The 17,421-nt window shown below is 40.0% G+C and carries 19 protein-coding genes and 1 pseudogene; 3 read left to right on the forward strand and 17 right to left on the reverse strand.

Annotation, left to right across the window (positions count from 1 at the left end):
* Positions 1-1,365: 1,365 nt before the first annotated feature.
* From ACQEXS_RS21485 to ACQEXS_RS21500, 4 genes are all read right to left on the reverse strand, one after another.
* Entirely contained in the window at positions 1,366-1,575 is a 210-nt protein-coding gene (locus tag ACQEXS_RS21485; RefSeq protein ID WP_427015131.1) for a GDCCVxC domain-containing (seleno)protein, read from the reverse strand.
* 174 nt (positions 1,576-1,749) lie between these two features.
* Complete coding sequence (locus ACQEXS_RS21490) at positions 1,750-2,589, reverse strand: DUF4238 domain-containing protein (protein WP_427015132.1); 840 nt, start codon at positions 2,587-2,589, stop codon at positions 1,750-1,752.
* Between the two features lie 143 nt (positions 2,590-2,732).
* On the reverse strand, positions 2,733-3,044 hold the full coding sequence (locus ACQEXS_RS21495) for a hypothetical protein (protein ID WP_427015133.1): 312 nt from the start codon (positions 3,042-3,044) through the stop codon (positions 2,733-2,735).
* A gap of 150 nt (positions 3,045-3,194) precedes the next feature.
* Entirely contained in the window at positions 3,195-3,671 is a 477-nt protein-coding gene (locus ACQEXS_RS21500; protein WP_427015134.1) for a hypothetical protein, read from the reverse strand.
* Positions 3,672-4,524: 853 nt separating this feature from the next.
* Between ACQEXS_RS21500 and ACQEXS_RS21505 the strand changes: the two genes are divergently transcribed.
* Positions 4,525-5,025 carry an Hcp family type VI secretion system effector gene (locus tag ACQEXS_RS21505; RefSeq protein ID WP_427015135.1) on the forward strand — a complete coding sequence of 167 codons (501 nt, stop codon included), beginning with the start codon at positions 4,525-4,527 and terminating at the stop codon, positions 5,023-5,025.
* Positions 5,012-5,743, forward strand: a complete 732-nt coding sequence (locus ACQEXS_RS21510) for a DUF4225 domain-containing protein (protein WP_427015136.1) — start codon at positions 5,012-5,014, stop codon at positions 5,741-5,743. The genes ACQEXS_RS21505 and ACQEXS_RS21510 overlap by 14 nt, the downstream gene beginning before the upstream one ends.
* A 400-nt stretch (positions 5,744-6,143) precedes the next feature.
* On the opposite strand, the gene ACQEXS_RS21515 is transcribed toward ACQEXS_RS21510, so the two are convergent.
* The 5 genes from ACQEXS_RS21515 to ACQEXS_RS21535 form a co-directional block, all read right to left on the reverse strand.
* Positions 6,144-7,271 (reverse strand): PIN domain-containing protein, encoded by a 1,128-nt coding sequence (locus tag ACQEXS_RS21515; RefSeq protein WP_427015137.1) that lies wholly within the window; start codon positions 7,269-7,271, stop codon positions 6,144-6,146.
* 658 nt (positions 7,272-7,929) lie between these two features.
* The gene (locus tag ACQEXS_RS21520) at positions 7,930-8,337 is read right to left on the reverse strand and encodes a hypothetical protein (RefSeq protein ID WP_064488280.1); all 408 of its coding nucleotides are present in this window, start codon (positions 8,335-8,337) and stop codon (positions 7,930-7,932) included.
* A 133-nt stretch (positions 8,338-8,470) separates the two neighbouring features.
* Entirely contained in the window at positions 8,471-8,971 is a 501-nt protein-coding gene (locus ACQEXS_RS21525) for a GNAT family N-acetyltransferase (RefSeq protein ID WP_427015138.1), read from the reverse strand.
* A gap of 160 nt (positions 8,972-9,131) precedes the next feature.
* Entirely contained in the window at positions 9,132-9,644 is a 513-nt protein-coding gene (locus tag ACQEXS_RS21530) for a GNAT family N-acetyltransferase (RefSeq protein WP_257889954.1), read from the reverse strand.
* Positions 9,645-9,787: 143 nt separating this feature from the next.
* The gene (locus ACQEXS_RS21535) at positions 9,788-10,456 is read right to left on the reverse strand and encodes a hypothetical protein (RefSeq protein WP_427015139.1); all 669 of its coding nucleotides are present in this window, start codon (positions 10,454-10,456) and stop codon (positions 9,788-9,790) included.
* A gap of 266 nt (positions 10,457-10,722) precedes the next feature.
* On the opposite strand from ACQEXS_RS21535, the pseudogene ACQEXS_RS21540 reads away from it, so the two are divergent.
* Positions 10,723-10,987: pseudogene (locus ACQEXS_RS21540) on the forward strand (hypothetical protein).
* A gap of 247 nt (positions 10,988-11,234) precedes the next feature.
* Here ACQEXS_RS21540 and ACQEXS_RS21545 read toward each other — a convergent pair.
* From ACQEXS_RS21545 to ACQEXS_RS21580, 8 genes are all read right to left on the reverse strand, one after another.
* Positions 11,235-11,666, reverse strand: coding sequence for a hypothetical protein (locus tag ACQEXS_RS21545; protein WP_427015140.1), 432 nt, complete (start codon positions 11,664-11,666; stop codon positions 11,235-11,237).
* A gap of 169 nt (positions 11,667-11,835) precedes the next feature.
* Positions 11,836-12,330, reverse strand: a complete 495-nt coding sequence (locus tag ACQEXS_RS21550; RefSeq protein WP_427015141.1) for an N-acetyltransferase family protein — start codon at positions 12,328-12,330, stop codon at positions 11,836-11,838.
* A 697-nt stretch (positions 12,331-13,027) separates the two neighbouring features.
* Positions 13,028-13,168: a hypothetical protein gene (locus ACQEXS_RS21555; RefSeq protein ID WP_427015142.1), complete on the reverse strand. Its 141-nt coding sequence runs from the start codon at positions 13,166-13,168 to the stop codon at positions 13,028-13,030.
* 51 nt (positions 13,169-13,219) lie between these two features.
* The gene (locus ACQEXS_RS21560) at positions 13,220-13,528 is read right to left on the reverse strand and encodes a GNAT family N-acetyltransferase (RefSeq protein WP_427015143.1); all 309 of its coding nucleotides are present in this window, start codon (positions 13,526-13,528) and stop codon (positions 13,220-13,222) included.
* 674 nt (positions 13,529-14,202) lie between these two features.
* On the reverse strand, positions 14,203-14,877 hold the full coding sequence (locus ACQEXS_RS21565; RefSeq protein WP_162299004.1) for a hypothetical protein: 675 nt from the start codon (positions 14,875-14,877) through the stop codon (positions 14,203-14,205).
* Positions 14,878-15,009: 132 nt separating this feature from the next.
* Positions 15,010-15,486, reverse strand: a complete 477-nt coding sequence (locus ACQEXS_RS21570; protein ID WP_427015144.1) for a hypothetical protein — start codon at positions 15,484-15,486, stop codon at positions 15,010-15,012.
* A 5-nt stretch (positions 15,487-15,491) separates the two neighbouring features.
* Entirely contained in the window at positions 15,492-16,265 is a 774-nt protein-coding gene (locus tag ACQEXS_RS21575) for an SMODS domain-containing nucleotidyltransferase (RefSeq protein ID WP_427015145.1), read from the reverse strand.
* 709 nt (positions 16,266-16,974) lie between these two features.
* Positions 16,975-17,199 carry a hypothetical protein gene (locus ACQEXS_RS21580; protein ID WP_172572390.1) on the reverse strand — a complete coding sequence of 75 codons (225 nt, stop codon included), beginning with the start codon at positions 17,197-17,199 and terminating at the stop codon, positions 16,975-16,977.
* Positions 17,200-17,421: the final 222 nt, after the last annotated feature.

Raw genomic sequence — 17,421 nt, forward strand, 5'->3', positions numbered from 1 at the left:
CAAGCGTTGCGAATCACTCTTAAACACTTTGTAAATAATATTGGCTTCGCTTCACAAAGCTGGAGTCTTATAACGCCCAATTAAGGGGTGAACAACGCCTCCACCCAAACCTAAAGCATTGCGCTATAAACACTAAACTAACTTGAAGTGAGGGCGCCAAGCGTTGTGAATCCCTCTTAAATTGCTTGTTATGTTTTACCACAAATACATGATTTACTTGAGAAAGAACTGCTATTTCTAACTAGTTTTCTGAACCAAACCACAAGGCAGCAACTAACTTGACCATCAAAGGCGACCAACCAGAAACGAGTAATTCCACTTTCCCGCCCAATGAGGCAAACCGCCCAAGTAACAACAAGTGCCCTTTCTTTCCAACCAAAGCGCAAAACAATGCCGAATTGCCGAGGCAACTACCAAACCGAAATGCTAATTGGCTAAGAACCTAGAAGCAACTTTAAGCCAGTTACACCAGGAACCAACCGCCACGACCTGACAATGAAGCAACCCGCGAACATAGGCATGTTTTACGGGCTGAGAGATTCAAGAACTTAGACCGACAATGCGGATTTGCTGAGTCTACTAGGGACGAATTGCCTGAGGGACAAAGAACTAGAGACTAAGACATTTAAGCCTTTGAAATACAAGTAAACATAACGCCGCATTAAGGTGCGAACAACGCTAAAACACCGAGCCTAAACCATTGCACCTTAAACACTAAAGCTAAGTTTAAACTGAGGTCGCCAAGCGTTGTGAGTCACTCTTAAATGCTTTGTTAGGCGCTTCACGCAAATAGTTTAAATTGGATTTATAGAACCACCTTTTAGAAAAAGAAACACACGTAACCCAATACATTTGATTAAAACCCAAATGCTAAAGCGACTCAGTCTCTGAAACCCACTGCAACCAAAACACCAAAGAAATTAGCAAATCAGCGCATACATATGGAATTTGGAAAGACTAACTTTCAGTGCGAAATTTCAGCCAATAAACGCGTTTCGAAGACAAATAAAATTGAAGTGATTTGAGCCATAGGAACTAACAACAAACCGGCGACAGAACCTAATGAGGCAACCCGCAAACTTTGACATGTTTTACGGGTTGAGCGATTCAATAACTTGAGAAGATAAAGCCAAATTGCCGAAAAACTAGAACAAATGGCTAAAGAGAAATTGGAGATTTGAACTAAGAAATTTCTAACTGCGCCTAACGCCCAATTAAGGGGTGAACAACGCTACCACCCAAACCTAAAACATTGTGTCATAAACACTAAATTTGAAGTAGAAGCAAAAATGCCGAGCGTTGTGAATCCCTCTTAAATTGCTTGCTATGTTGATTTTCTTCAGTGTAGAAATAGCGTTCAACTGACTAGCCACAACACTTGCCCTGCTCTTGGATTGGTGGGCAAGGGACGCTCCCATAAGAGCAAAATACACAACAATCGCCAGCCTTAGGCTTGAGTAGTTCACCACACCTTTTACATTCATAGAAGTAGAGACATGAATCTGTCGGCATGACTTCCCTGCTTTTATGTCCACACTTCGGGCAAATTAACTCCGATTCCAATACTGTTTTCACGAGAGTTTTTCCTTCATTCTGAGCTCATTCTAAGCATAGAACCTCAGTAGCAACATAACGCCCAATTAAGGGGTGAACAACGCCTCCACCCAACTTAAAGCATTGTGCCATAAACACTAAATTTGAAGTAGAACCAAAAATGCCAAGCGTTGAGAATCCCTCTTAAATTGCTTGTTAGGGCTCTGCTACGAGGCTATGTTTATAAACACTAAAAGTTTGATCAACGAACTTAACTTCCCTATTTGATGAAATAAAGATTTTATCTGAAGAGTTGGCAATTTTTGTATTGAGTAATGCAACAAACCTTTCATCAGCGTCAAAAACCCCTTCATCCATAGGCTCGTTCTTACCTACTAAAGCTGCATTTTTATTGATAGGGACGCAAAGCTCTATATCTTCTGTATCAATACCAAAATAAGGAAGCGTTGCCATGTCTGGGTGACTTAAATAAACCGGACAATCTGAGGTAATAAAATGGTCATTTAATTTTGAGATATATAGTCGATAGTACTTCTTTGAAAAGTGAGGTAACAAACTTTGTAGTAACCGCAACTCCGAAACGATTACATCATTTTTCCCAAACGAAAAGGCATCTAAGTTCGTAATTTTCACACCATCGGTAATGCTTTCATTTACAAAACTCACGATATCATCAAAACCACTGGACAACCATCTCCTAGCCTTTGGGTGCCTAATATAGAGTGTTGCCAAGAGCATAAACAAGCCATCACGATTTTCCATGCTTGGTAATTGCTGGCTAGTTTGAATGTAATGTAATGCTTTTTTAATTTCAGGCTCTATTTCATTTGCGTAGAATTTTTCAACGACTAAACCATCACCAACACCTTCAACAGTGTAGTAATCTCTCGATTTACATATACCTATCGGGTTAGTAACGTAGCTTGGTGACCCGTTTTTAGGTTGCACTCTAAAGCGGGACGTTTTTTTGCCTTCATTAGTAAAACCAGATAAATAACTAGCCGGAATATAATGATGACCTGCTTGCCTTCCCATATGTTCTCCTGAGCCCTAACGCCCAATTAAGTTGTGAGCAACGCTACCACATTGCCTAAACGCTTCGCCGTAATCACCACACTAGTTGAAACCGAAAGCGCCAAGCGTTGCGAATCAACTTGAATTGCTTGTTAGGGGCAGGTTCAGTATTCCTCAGAAACAATTAGTTCATCACCAGACTCTATGACAACAAAAGCCACTGAATGGTGTTTGTTATGAAAACCAACAGAACATATAGCCATTGTGCCCGAACCACATGCAACCTCGGGGTAGTGCTTACTAAAAGAGCTTTCGCCTTCTTGTTTAGGTGAGAGGTCCCAGCCTTTAGCAATAAGTTTATCTTTCACCACATCGTAAGCTTTACCTTTAAACTGAGAAAAATCTAACTCATTAGCTGCTGTAGAAGTAGTAAGAGCAAAAACTGAAGCTAGAACGACACCAAACTGCATTTTCAATCTACTCTTCCTTACAAATATCGATAGCCCCTAACGCCGCATTAAGGTGCGAACAACGCTAAACACCTAACCCAACCACTGCACCTTAAACACTAAAGCCAAGTTTAAACTGAGATCGCCAAGCGTTGTGAGTCACTCTTAAATGCCTTGTTATATTTTTTTACTCACGAGCTCTACTACATCAATTGCAGCTGCGCCGGATTTGAAATGACGACCAAGATCGTAAGCCATATTTTCAAGAGGAGCATCATCGTAGCCAAACTCATTAATTTCTTGCACATACCTTCTTAGAAAACTCACTCCACCAAGTTGTTCCCATTGAACTGTATGCATTAACTCATGAATGTGAATTTCCATGTCTTCTTGATGTTGAGGTTTCATAAAGTACATATGCTTATATGTTATCGCGCCACAATCCATATCAAGAAAGTCACCTAAACCTATTTGCCTCAGTTCAGGAATATCAGGCTTCGGAATTGTATCAACCACAACAAATTTACACTTAGTCAAGTAATCAGGGGAATAGTAACCTGAAAATACATTTGAGAATTTGCTACAGGATTGAGCTACCTCTTCGTACTCTGAGATAATGTTGTCTATCCACTCATCAAACTGCTTTATTGGCATATTTTCTCCGTAAAATATAACGCCCTGTTAAGGTGTGAGCAACGCAATACCAAAGCTTCTGCACACCACCTTAAACACTAAAACCAACGCATAGTAAAAATGCCACGCGTTGCGAATCACTCTTAAACAGTTTGTTATGTTTTGAGTTCGACGCCGATACTTTTGTAGTACTCAGAGACCAACTCCCACCTTTGTTCTGAGTAATCATTAAACTTGTCTCTCCAATCAGGGCAGTTAGTGAAATAATCATCTGATGCCTCTGTAAGATAGTTGTCAATTGCTTGAGCTGTAAACTCAACTCCTAGCTGCGAAAAATGATTTTTGTAGTCCTGCAATATTCTCAAGGAATTAAAATCACTGGCCCGACGCAAGAGGTCATACATTGCAGAGTACCAGTTCATTGAGTAGGTAAAGAAATGATCCCACCCTTCCATATCTGCTATTGACTCAAAGTATGCCAACACAAAAACAGGCCATTCAACATCTGTAAGGTTCTCTTCTTGACTTAAACCTTTATCTAAATGCTATCTATGTCGATGCTCAGTACTCCTGTAAAAACATAACGCCGCATTAAGGTGCGAACAACGCTAAACACCCAACCTAAATCACTGCACTTTAAACACTAAAACCAAATTTAAACTGAGATCGCCAAGCGTTGTGAGTCACTCTTAAATGCTTTGTTATGCGTATTTTTATACGATAGTTCGACAGTTAACTACATAAGAACATTACAATATCAGGCAAGAAGTTGCCTATGAGTGACCATGAACCCAAATTTGTATTTGTAATGTTCACATACCTAATCCCCTGAGTAAGATACCCAAATAATAAGCAACTATTTAAAGGCATCGTCATGGCACACAACGCATACTTAACCATCAATGGTGAAAAGCAAGGACTCATTTCTAACGGTTGCAATACTCCTGACTCTCTAGGCGGAAAATACCAAAAGCCACACATTAATGAAATCACAGTAATTGCTACCGAACATACCATGATGAAGCTTCAAGGGCAGCACTCCAAATCACATAATCCAATTACCATTACTAAGTTTATCGACAAGTCCACTCCCTTACTGGCAACTGCATTTGCTAGACAAGAACACCTAGAATGTACACTTAACTTTTACCGTACTAATGGTAATGGTTACAATGAAAAGTTCTACACCGTAGAGCTGAAAAAGGCACTGATTACCGCCATCAATTTTTCCCAGCCACATACTCTTTTATCACACGATGAAGAAATGACAGAGCAGATATCTATCAGTTACCGCGATATTATTTGGAAGCACAACATCGCCGGTACTGAAGGTTATGACAACTGGGAAAATGGCGGTCGACATGAAGAAAGTTGATTTACACGATTTATGGCAAGTTCAGGCCGCTGCAAAAGGTTTGAACATGCAAGCTTCATCGTTGATGCACAAACATATTACTAACGGCTCTTTGAAACTAAAGTTTTCTCGTGATGTAGCTGTTTTTGGCAAGTGTCTAGTTCAGGACTTTGAACAAGGTAAGAAAACCAAAACTCAGGTCATGGCTGAGTTTCAGAAAGAGAAACACAACCTATTAGAACAAAGTCGTGAGATTGCTACTAAAGGGATTGGTTTTGTGGCTGGTGTAATGCAAGTTGTCGGAGGAGGGGCAACCTGTTATGCCTCCGCGGGAACCATGTGCGCTTTAGTTGGATTACCCATGATGGCCCACGGTGCAAATAACATGTATGAAAATGGTCGCTACTTTTTTGATGGTAACCCAAACCATGTTGGTTTAGTGAGAAAGGGATACCAGAACACCGCTGAGTTTGCTGGGTACGACAAATCTTATGGTGACATTGCTTACTATGGTGCTGACTTGGGATTATCTGCATATGGGTTAATTGGCCGCTCAACAACACTTAAGCCAATTGAATCATGGAATCACCTGCCACACGCTAGGCGATTCAAATTATTTAGATATTCAGCTGAAGATTACTTAAGAGGTTACCAAGCTACCAGTAAACCAGTTCTAGCAATTGAAATGGGTGCAGATTACAGCACAATACAAACTATCAAGGCTAGCAGTGATGACTAACTTACTTTATTTATGTTTTATATCTATATTTGTCGCACTCACGATGAAACAAGGTCTTAAGATAAAATTTAAAAATACGTTCTTACGATTTATCTATATTGTAAGCATAGGTGTTTTGATCTATGCGCCATATTATCAGCTTTTTGCAAGTGGCGAGTTTAATTTTCTATTTTTAAAACTAACTTTTGAAAACCACCCTTGGGTCAGCTTTGCTTCATTAGGCTACATGTTTTTTATAAGTAAGTACCTACCCGTCAAATGAAGGATACGCATAACGCTCTGTTAAGGTGTGAGCAACGCAATACCGAAGCTTCCGCATGCCGCCTTAAACACCAAACGCAACGCATAGTAAAAAATACCACGCGTTGCGAATCACTCTTAAACAGTTTGTTATACCAATTTAGTCACCCCAAAAGTCGGGCTCTAGATCACCAAAATCAACACTTGATGGAGAAGAAATGAATTCAACATCAGTAATTTCTATTGAAGAAAAGTCTTCGCAATCAGTAAAATCGCCCGAAAACGTTATCAGAACCTCGGTTTGAAAATCAAACGAGGTACTTGCTGAACTTGAGTCCAAAAATACATAGTCTTTATCAATAGAATCATGTACTGATAGTGAAAACGAACAAGATGCATCCGCTTCGATACTTACTATTGCCTGAACCACTACTTGCTCAGAGTCAACCTCGACTAATTGTAAAATTGGGGATGACCCATCGGATAAAAACTCCATACTATTGAACGATACTTCAACCATATCGTTCTGCTCCCAATAAAATCCGGATGTAGCATCTGCATACGGATCTAATTCGTTTGTGTAATCTGCCGCATGCTCTTCAACCAAGGAGTAAAATGGACTCGAACTGCCAGGCACTAATGTTTTTGCTAATGAAGCAAAAAATGTATATGGAGCCGTCTGTGGTTGGAATATCGAAAGTGCTTCTGCAAAGTCTTGTGTGCAATCAATCCATTCCGAGTTCTCTGCATATTTTAACCAATCGTTATCAGTTGTAACTGCGATAACTTTAGTACCATTATGTTCAGCCCAAGCTTCTAATGTCATCAAAGCTATAGCATCAGGAAACTCGCTTTTTTTATTACCACTTTGAGCAAAAGGAGGCTCGTTATCAAAATAAGCACTAATCAATGACTTAACATCAAGATGATCCTCGGAATTAATAACTAGCAACCCCGTACTATCTACAAAGTCTTGCAACCGCGCTGTTGTAATATCCTCGACAGATTCTGCTAATAGCATTCCTTTAGCATCACTAACTATCGATTCCCCTACATTTAAATGTACTACTGTATTTTTTAGAGACTTTTCTAGAGCAGACCGTGTATCACTGATCTTTTTCTTTAAATGTGATTCAACTTCTTGATAAACGATATCAGATAGGACTACCTGTACCTCACTAGGCTTAAATTGCTCTAGCTTTTTAAATAACCCAGACTCTATACGTAACCCATTTCCATCAAATATTGATGTATCGATGCTAATTGCACCGTAATCCGTTGCACTCATTATTTCTCCAAATTGGTATAACGCCGCGTTAAGTGGTGAACAACGCAAACCACCAACCCTAAACCATTGTACCTTAAACACTAAAACTGATTTAAGCCGAGATCGCGAAGCGTTGTGAGTCCGCCTTAAACGCCTTGTTAGGCGAAGTTTCCCACCCGTGTTTAAGTGGTTTTGAAAGCAGATTACCTGAAACCCTATCGCCAACAAAATACACACGCACTTTTTGCGATTCAAGAACCACAAAACTCACTATGTTTCAGCCAAGGTTTCAACGACCACGAAATACGAATTTACAGCGACTAAGTAGCTTTTGAACCTGAGAAACTAACAGCTACGAGCTAATAGCGACAACGAAAGCTACGATTGACTTGCCCTTGCCACATTTTGAGCCAGTGAAACTCGCCACCAACCTACACCAAAAATCAATGAGGCAACCCACGAACTTTGGCATGTTTTACGGTTAGAGATATTCAAGAATTTAAGCCGACAGCGCAAAGTTGCCGACATAGAAAAACGAAAGGCCAAAGAGGAATAAGAAGATGAGAACAAAGAACTTTTCTGCCCGTCGCCTAACGCCGCATCAAGGTGTGAGCAGCGCTTGGCTATACTTGAGCGAAGCGAAAGCGCCAAGCGTTGCGAATCACTCTTAAATGCTTTGTTATGTTCGTAGCCGCGTGTGCCACCTAGCTACTTCCGTGAGCCTACTTTCATAGACTTTATTCACTGTTGCTATATGAGCTATGCAGTCAAAATTAAACAACACCACACGTTTTTTAATAGTTTTTACTTTATCCGTATCTACTTCAACTGTTAAAGATGCTTTCAATAATGTTGATAAATCGATATTTTCCTTTATAACTTCACTTCTAAACCAAGCTGATAGCTCATTGGAAATATACAGTTCTAGCTCACCAGCAATCGAATGTGAAACTTTTCCATCGAGCAAGTTAATACACAAAACACCATTAGGCAGCTCAGATAACGTTTCGAGGTCTTCACCCATCCGCCAACCGACAAACATCTTGGGTAGAACTTCAACGTAGTGATTAATCCTTTTTAGTCCCATAATCCCTCTAGAACATAACGCCGCGTTAAGTGGTGAACAACGCCACCACCAAACCTAAACCATTGTACCTTAAACACTAAAACTGATTTAAACCGAGATCGCCAAGCGTTGTGAATCCGTCTTAAACGCTTTGTTAGCACACAATTTCCAAGCTGTACTCCACTGTATTTTCACTATTAGAAACTGTCTGTTCAAAACCCAGTTTCTTTAGTACCGAAGAGCTCCTACTATTCCAAGAATGGACACCTGCCCAAATACTACCTTGATAACCCGAACTACAAACATGTGATAGCAAAGCTTTGCACATTTGCGTCGCTAAACCCTGCCCCCAGAATTCCGGATTAACCCAATAAGCTAAAGCCAAACGATTTTCCTGAGGAAGCAATGTGACCTGACCAATAACTTGGGAGTTGTGCAATCGGCGACAGCTCCAAACATAACATTTGCCCATATTCCATTCTGACATACGATTTGAACACCAATTCTCAGCTTGAGTTAGAGTTTTAATGTTTGCTAATGGAAGCGACTCAGGAAATAAATCGGAGTTCACTGCGGTTAATAAATACACTGCATCAGCGATTTCTATTGGAGTAAATACAAAACTTGAACATTCAAATTTTCTTGCGAATTTCAAAGCCTTCTCCTTGTATGCTAACGCCGCATTAAGGTGTGAGCAACGCTGCCACCAAACCTAAACCATTACGCCGTAAACACGAAACCCAACCTTGAACTGAAATCCCCAAGCGTTGGGAATCACTCTTAAATGCTTTGTTATGTGAATTTTTCCAGCGCGCTCAATATACACAACCATTAAACTCAATGACTTGATTACTTAGAACGTGACTGCCTTTGTAAGTCTTAACCATGCCTCCACGGTAGACAAACTCATTCCAATTTTTCTGCTGTATGTCAAAGTAATGAATAGGCAAAAGTAACTCTGAATACCCTGAACTTCGATATACATCAGGCTCATAAGCAAAGAGAAAAGAATGAGTTACACCAAAAGACACCAAGTATTTATCCAGTTCTTTTACGATGACTTTGGCTAAGCCCAGACCACGCTTATTTGGTGCAACAGCAATACCGCCAACTATGCCCGCTTTGAAGCTTGTTGAGCCTTGTGACATTAAACGGCTGTAAGCAAAACCAGTAGCAACAATCTGATTTTCGTCTTCAATGAGAACTGCACAAACGAACTCGTGATTAAAATTAACCGTAGAGTCTTGGCCAAAAACCGAGTTTAGATGTGTATTAAGTGCAGCTTCATGCGCCTCAATTTCACCATTTTCGACGACTGATATTTTCAATATGCGCTCCATTCACATAACGCCGCATTAAGGTGCGAATAACGCTAAACACCTAACCTAAACCATTGCACCTTAAACACTAAAGCTAAGTTTAACTGAGATCGCCAAGCGTTGTGAGTCACTCTTAAATGCTTTGTTATGTACTAGTTTGATATAGATTCACCATTCACGATCCCAGAAACAAGTTCAGTTGTTTCACCGTTTGCCACAGTTTTAATCGCTATTCCATACCCAGATAAAACCCACCTCTCAGAGCTCAGTGACCTTTTTTCCCCTGAAGGCAACGTCACTGTTGTACTATATTCAAACTTGCATGTATTAAATGTTCCAGCAGCAATTGTAATTACTTCCATTCCGACAAACTTATTTGAAACATCGTAAACAAACTGCTCAGCTCCTGAAATCATCGTATATGTATCACTATCTGTGTCACCCAATTTCATATCAAAAGCATTTCTAGATGGCGGTAAATAGTACCACTCTTGGCTTGCACTTATGCCACCTAATATGAAGTAAGATTTATTAGTTGAATCCACGGTTACGTACAAACTGTCACCTGTATTCTCATTATGCTGCTCAATAACATCCTGACCTCGAAACTGGGCACTCTTGACTAAAGCACTTTGCACTGAATCAATATTGTTTTTTCTAGTTGTAATTGTATATCTAGCACCCGGTTCAAATAGCTGAGCACCAAAACAAGTAGATGCCTCTATTTGAGAGCTAGTTGAATCAACAGCCCCACCGTCTCCACCACCACAACCAGCAATTATTACGTTAAGCCCTATAAAAAGAGCAGACTTTATTCTCATTTATTTGTTTCCATTATTATCAGAAAGTGACAATTACATAACGCCCTGTTAAGGGGTGAGCAACGCAATACAAAAGCCGCCGCATACCACCTTAAACACTAAAACCAACGCATAGTGAAAATGCCACGCGTTGCGAATCCCTCTTGAACAGTTTGTTAGTCGCGAGGCACCTAGCGACAATTTTAAGCCGAACTAAACTTTGCGAACAACAAACTTTATGTGCTTTGATGCACTTAAGTCAGGCGTAGTCTCAAAGCGACTAGTCAATGAAACCACTTGGAACAACCAACACCGCAGAAAACGGACTGACAACACCAAAGAGCGCTTTTGGAAAGCCAATCTCACAGTGCGGACTTTCAACAAAGTCACTGAAACCAAGTGGAACTTACAACACCAGAGAAAACGTCATTTCTGCGAGTAAATCGGCTTTTGTACCCAACAAATACACCGAGCGGAATTGCAACCAAAAACAGATTCTCGATTACCCCGCTCTATCACCACCAAAGAACGAAACAACCGCTTGGAAAATAGCAATGCATTGATTTAAAAACGACGAAACAGAGCTTTGACCGTCGAAGATAGAACTATGAATCAAACGACCAGTAGCCAAGTTTTGAGCTTACAAACATAATTTTGACTGCTAGCTTTTTCTGGCGACTAACGCCGCATTAAGGTGCGAACAACGCTAAAACACCTAATCAAACCGATGCACCTTAAACACTGAAACCAAGTTTAAACTGAAATCGCCAAGCGTTGTGAGTCACTCTTAAATGCTTTGTTATACGCGTTTCTTACGACGTTTATAAAGCCAAAAGTAGAAAAGCAGTACAACCATAAAAATAGCATTCTGCCCAAGGTGCCGTTTTATATAGTTCCTTGCCTCATTTTCAGCAAGAAGCCTTAACCCTCTCTGCTCTTTATTTTCTTCAGTTGGTTCAAACAGAGTTTCATTCCCAAGCAGGTCTATATAGTAAACCTCGCCAACACCAAGAAGATACAGTTCAGCTGCGATCAATTTTGTCGCTTGAGTAAGGTCTTGAGGCGAAGCATTAGAGTTACTTCTTGCTTTATCATAAAGAGTAAATGCTTGCTCTTTATTTGTTAATAACTCGACATACTGCTGTGCCTTAAAAATCGAAATACCAGAGAAGAAAAAACTAGCTAGTAACGCCAGTAACAATATGAAGCCAAATACATTCCAATACCTCACTTTTCATTCTCCCATACTTGATATTTTCGTAAGCGTATAACGCCAAATTAAGTAGTGAGCGACGCCACCACCTGACCTAACGCATTGTGCCGTAAACACTAAAGCTGATTCAAACCGAAAATACCAAGCGTTGCGAATCTGCTTAAATTTATTGTTATAAGGCGGACTTTTAGTTAAGCGCCTTTTCCAACCAAACAGAGCTGATGTACTGACCATTTTTCTTTGCATATTCATTGAATACGCCAATTTCTCTAAAACCAAAACGCTTGTGCAAGGCAACTGAAGCGTCATTAGGTAGTGCGATACCTGACAACACCCTGTGGACACCGCAATCAGAAATTGATGAGAACAATTGGGAATATAGTTTTGAACCAACCCCTTTACCTTTCGCGGTTGAAGTAAGGTACACAGTAACTTCGGCTGTATCCTCAAATGCTGAAATATCCCTATAAGGCTGAGAGCATGCAAAACCTAGCAACTCCCCACTTTCGGTAGCAACGAAAAGTTGATGCTTACTATTGCATGAGAACTGAGAGAACCAATTTATACGGTCTTCTTGCGTAAATGCACTCTCTTCAAAACGAGCATTAGTATGCTCAATGTAAAAATTGAAGATGTCTGTAATAGCTGCAACATCGCTTAGTTTCCCTACTCTAATTTCCACGAAAGTTCCTTTTATTTTCGAGCCTTATAACGCCGCGTTAAGTGGTGAACAACGCCAACCACCAAACCTAAGCTATTGTACCTTAAACACTTAACCTGACTGGAACTGAAATCGCCAAGCGTTGTGAATCCGTCTTAAACGCCTTGTTAGGCGAAGTTTTCCACCAGTGTTTAAGTCGTTTTGAAAGCAGATTACCCTAAACAAAATAAGCAACCAAACACCCACTGACTTTTTGTGATTCAAGAACCACAAATGTCACTATCGTTTCAGCCGAAATTTCGACAACCACGAAATACAGACTTTCAGCGTTCAGGTTGCTTTTGAGGAAGCGAAACGTAAAGCTGCAAATTTAAAACGAGAACGAAAGCCTCGATTAACTTGCCCTTTCCACACTTTAAGCCAGTGAAGCTCGCCACCGACCGACACTAAAAAACCAATGAGGCAACCCACGAAATTTGGCATGTTTTACGGTTTAAGAGATTCAAGGATTTGAGCCGACAATACGGAATTGCCGACTAAGGAAAACGATGGCCAAAGAGAGCAAGAAGATTAGAACAAAGAACTTTTCTGCCCTTTGCCTAACGCCGCGTTAAGTGGTGAACAACACGACCACCGAACCTAAACCATTGCACCGTAAACACTAAATTTGATTCAAACCAAAACTGCCAAGCGTTGTGAATCCGTCTTAAACGCTTTGTTATATGCGTGTTTGAGTAGAGAGAGTAACCAAGTCATCACTGTCGTACAAACGTTCTGTGGATTCTTGCATACCAAGCTTTCGGAGTAGTTTTTCTGATGCCAGATTTTCTATTACCGCTACACCATAAACTTCAGACACCAAACCCGATTCTAAGGTGAAATTTAAGACTGCCTTTGAAGCTTCAAAAGCTTACCCTTTACCTTGATATTGAGATAGTAATGCATACCTGATATCTGAAAAACTCGAGTCAGGAACTAACTCAACGCCAGCATAACCGATTTTTTGAGATGGCTTACTCTTTAACGCAACAATGAAAGTACCATAGCCTTTCGACCAGTGAGCCACTTTGCTTGGTACGTAATTCTGAATGTACTCCGAGCTAAAAGGCTTTCCACCCGGTAAATATCTTGTTGTCTCAGCGCAAGTCAGAAGTTTTGTATAAATATCAGAATCTTTTAAGGTTACAGGGCTAAGTAATAGTCTTTCAGTCTCGATCATCGAATTATCCATTCCTCTAGAGCATATAACGCCCAATTAAGGGGTGAACAACGCCTACACTCACACCTAAAGCATTGTGCCATAAACACTAAATTTGAAGTAGAAGCAAAAATGCCGAGCGTTGTAAATCCCTCTTAAATTGCTTGTTAGGCGATGCTTCCCACCAATGTTTAAGTAGTTTGAAAAAGTAGGTTACCTGAAACCCCATAGCCAACAAAATGCACACGCACTTTTTGCGATTCAAGAACCACAAAACTCACTATGTTACAGCCTCACTTTTGACGTTTACAAAATTTAGCCTTTCAGCGACTAAGAGGCTTTTGAATCTGAGAAACTAACAGCTACGAGCTAATAGCAAAAACGAAAGCTTCGATTGACTTGCCCTGACCACACTTTGAGCCAGTGAAACTCACTATCAACCTGCACCCAAAACCAATGAGGCAACCCACGAACTTTGACATGTTTTACGACTGGAGAGATTCAAGAACTTAAGCCGACAACGCTAAATTGCCGACTTAGAAAAACGAATGCTCAAATAGAACTAAGAAGATGAGAACAAGAAACTTTTCTGCCCGTCGCCTAACGCCGCATTAAGGTGTGAGTAACGCGACCACGAAGCCCAACCATACCACCGAAAACACTAAACTCAACGATAGAATGAAAAATGCCAAGCGTTAGGAATCACTCTTAAATGCTTTGTTAGGCATATTTTCTGACAATAGCTGACTAACTTCCTTTGGGTACTCTTTGGAAAGAATCCAGCCTCTACACAAGTTAAATAGAGAGTCTACAGATTCATAAAATGCTGCTACTGCTTCTAGATAGTTTTGCTCAGGAATAAAAGCTTGCTCATGAGAGATAGATACTCCGATACCTCCATTCTCATCACTTTGAGAAATGATCCCATGAATGTGCTTTTCTGATAGGTGTATAAATCCTGAACAGTTCTTATACACGCCTTCCATCCAAGGAAATTTCGGGTTAAACGTTTTCAGCAAATACCAATCTTGTAACTTTTGATTGTCTCTACTTTTAATTTTACTCACAGATTCGCCAGAGAGTACTTTATTCGCAAATTCATGAGGGTCATCAACTAATGTAGACGCAGCTAATCGAAGAATACTATCTACTTGCATTCGCAGGAACGGAGCAGCAGAAATATAGTTCCTTTCTTTAATTAGATGAATAAATGCATGCAAATTGCATTTTGAACGATTTACAGCAGCGAGGAACAAGAAGTCCAATGGATACATTTTTGAACCATCAGCTTCCATAATACTCTGAGCATACTTAATATGCTCTTTATCAGTTCTCTCAAGCCTTTCTAAATATTTCTCAAGCTCTACCATTTTACCCTCATATGCCTAACGCCCAATTAAGTTGTGAGCAACGCTACCACCACACCCAAACACTTCACCGTAATCACCCAACAAGTTGAAACCGAAGACGCCGAGCGTTGCGAATCACTCTTAAATGCTTTGTTAGCAATATTCACCACCCAACCAATCAAGGTTCATCTCTTGCTTTATGTTTTTTTGAGTCAACTTATATGCTCTAGAACCTATAGGATAATCTTTGAAGCTTTTTCGTAACTCGCTCCATTCAGTTGATAATGAAGCAAAGTTAGAAAAATCATCTAAGTGGTAAGATGCCTCTATTTTTTCATAAAGATTCTTCACTTGATCTGCTAGCTCTCTATAGCCACCTGATTTCTCGAAATCTTTTTGTTCAATGAGTGCGAGTGTAGAACCAGTCAAAGCAACTACAGCAATGAGCTTCAGAATTAGTGAGGGAATGTCTTCGTCAAAACCTATTGCCACTATGCTAAAAATTATTGGTAACGACAAATACAACTTGTACTTTCTATCCAACAAATCAGCTTGTTTATGCAAACCCTTAAACGTATATGCAGAATCCTCGCCTAAACGTCTTAGTAATTGTTTTTCATTGTCATTCATAATATTTACGCTGGAAATTCATTGCCAAATATTGAACTTCGGCACAGTTCAGCAAAAGCAAAGTCAGATAACTGCTCTAATTGAAACTGAGACATGTTGTTAACCGTCCACCCTAAAGCCCGAAACAATTGTTGAACACCATCGCGATAGCTAGACATGGTTCTGATGTTTTGTATTGCCAGATCTTCAATCTGATAAGATTTAACATCTTTTATATTATTAATTTGTTTCGCGTGCTTAATCATTTTTATTAATGGAGTGAGTTTGCCATTTAACCGTGAATTTGCTTGGGACAGCCGAGTTTCTGCTCGTTTCGGATCATCTGTTAGCATCCATTCATTTGTTCCTTGCTTCGGAATGTAATATCCCTGCTCAGGATAGTAACCAGCAAGAATTGCAGGCGTTAACTCAATTTTACAGTGATTAAAATCTAACGTCACACAGGGTTTATCTTGACGGATTATACTATTAGGGTAGCACCCGTTTAGATCTCGCTTTAATTGCGCCAAAATGGCATTAGGTGTTGTCTCATAAGTTGACTTGTTAATAACAACAAAGGCATCTACGTCACTTGGTGGACGGATCATTGTATTGCGCTTATACGAACCGGTTAGAAATGACTCTTTGACATAAAAAAGTGGCTGTAAGTTTCTTTGCCGTAAATGTGTATGACTAGATATTATTTTTTCCTTTTGAGTTTGAGTTAACTCTATATTTTCACGAAATATTTCGAACTTTGACTGCAATCCAGTTCGAGGTTGCGAATACATTGTATACATCTAAATTCTCCTTATATTGCTAACGCCGCATTAAGGTGCGAACAACGCTAAGCACCTAACCCAAATAACTGCATCTTAAACACTAAAACTGAGTTTAAACTGAAATCGCCAAGCGTTGTGAGTCACTCTTAAATGCTTTGTTAGGCGCTTCACGCAAATAGTTAAAATTGAATTTAGAAAACCACTTTTTGGACAAAAGAACGTACGTAAGCCATTGAATTTGATTAAAACCTAAATACTAAAGCGGCTAAATCTCTGAAACCCACTGCAACCAAAACACCAAAGAAATTGGCAAATCAGCACATAGAAATGGAATTTGGAAAAACTGCCTTTCAGAGCGACATTTCAGCTAATAAACGGGTTTCGAAGACAGATGAAATTGAAGCGATTTGAGCCAAAGAAACTAACAACAAATCGACTACAAAAATGAATGAGGCAACCCGCAAATTTTGACATGTTTTACGGGTTGAGTGACTCAAGAACTTAGGAAGGTAAAGCCAGATTGCCGAAAAACCAGAACAGATGGCCAAAGAGAAATTAGAGATTTGGACCAAGGAATTTCTTACTGCGCCTAACGCCCTGTTAAGGTGTGAGCAACGCAATGCCGAAGCTCCCGCATACCACCTTAAACACTAAACGCAAAGCATAGCAAAAATGCCAAGCGTTGCGAATCACTCTTAAACAGATTGTTAACTGTTTTCTCAACGTTTTAGTCCCGAGCTGACAGGTACTCAGCCAAAGATTGCCCCACCGCGTAGTCGAGTTTTTTAAGAAGTTTTTTTGCCGAAATTGGGGATAGTTCAATCCAATTCTCTTCATCAATCCGAATAGTAATTAAGCCACCCTGATTAAGATAAGCATCCATATCAATAGGCTCTTCTTCGCCGCCGCCATAAGTTAATAACTTAGCCGGAATCTCTATATCTTTAGACATTACATTTTCCTCTAAACAGTTAACGCCCTGTTAAGGGGTGAGCAACGCAATACCGCAGCCGCCGCATACCATCTTAAACACTAAAACCAACGCATAGTAAAAATGCCACGCGTTGCGAATCCCTCTTGAACAGTTTGTTATGTGCCTTGGATTCAAGTACGAAGTGCGACACCCCTGAAATTTAAAACAGTGAGATGTGCTATTCATAAATTTTACTCCCGC

The organism is Vibrio sp. TRT 17S01 (assembly GCF_050113695.1).
Classification (GTDB): Bacteria; Pseudomonadota; Gammaproteobacteria; order Enterobacterales; family Vibrionaceae; genus Vibrio.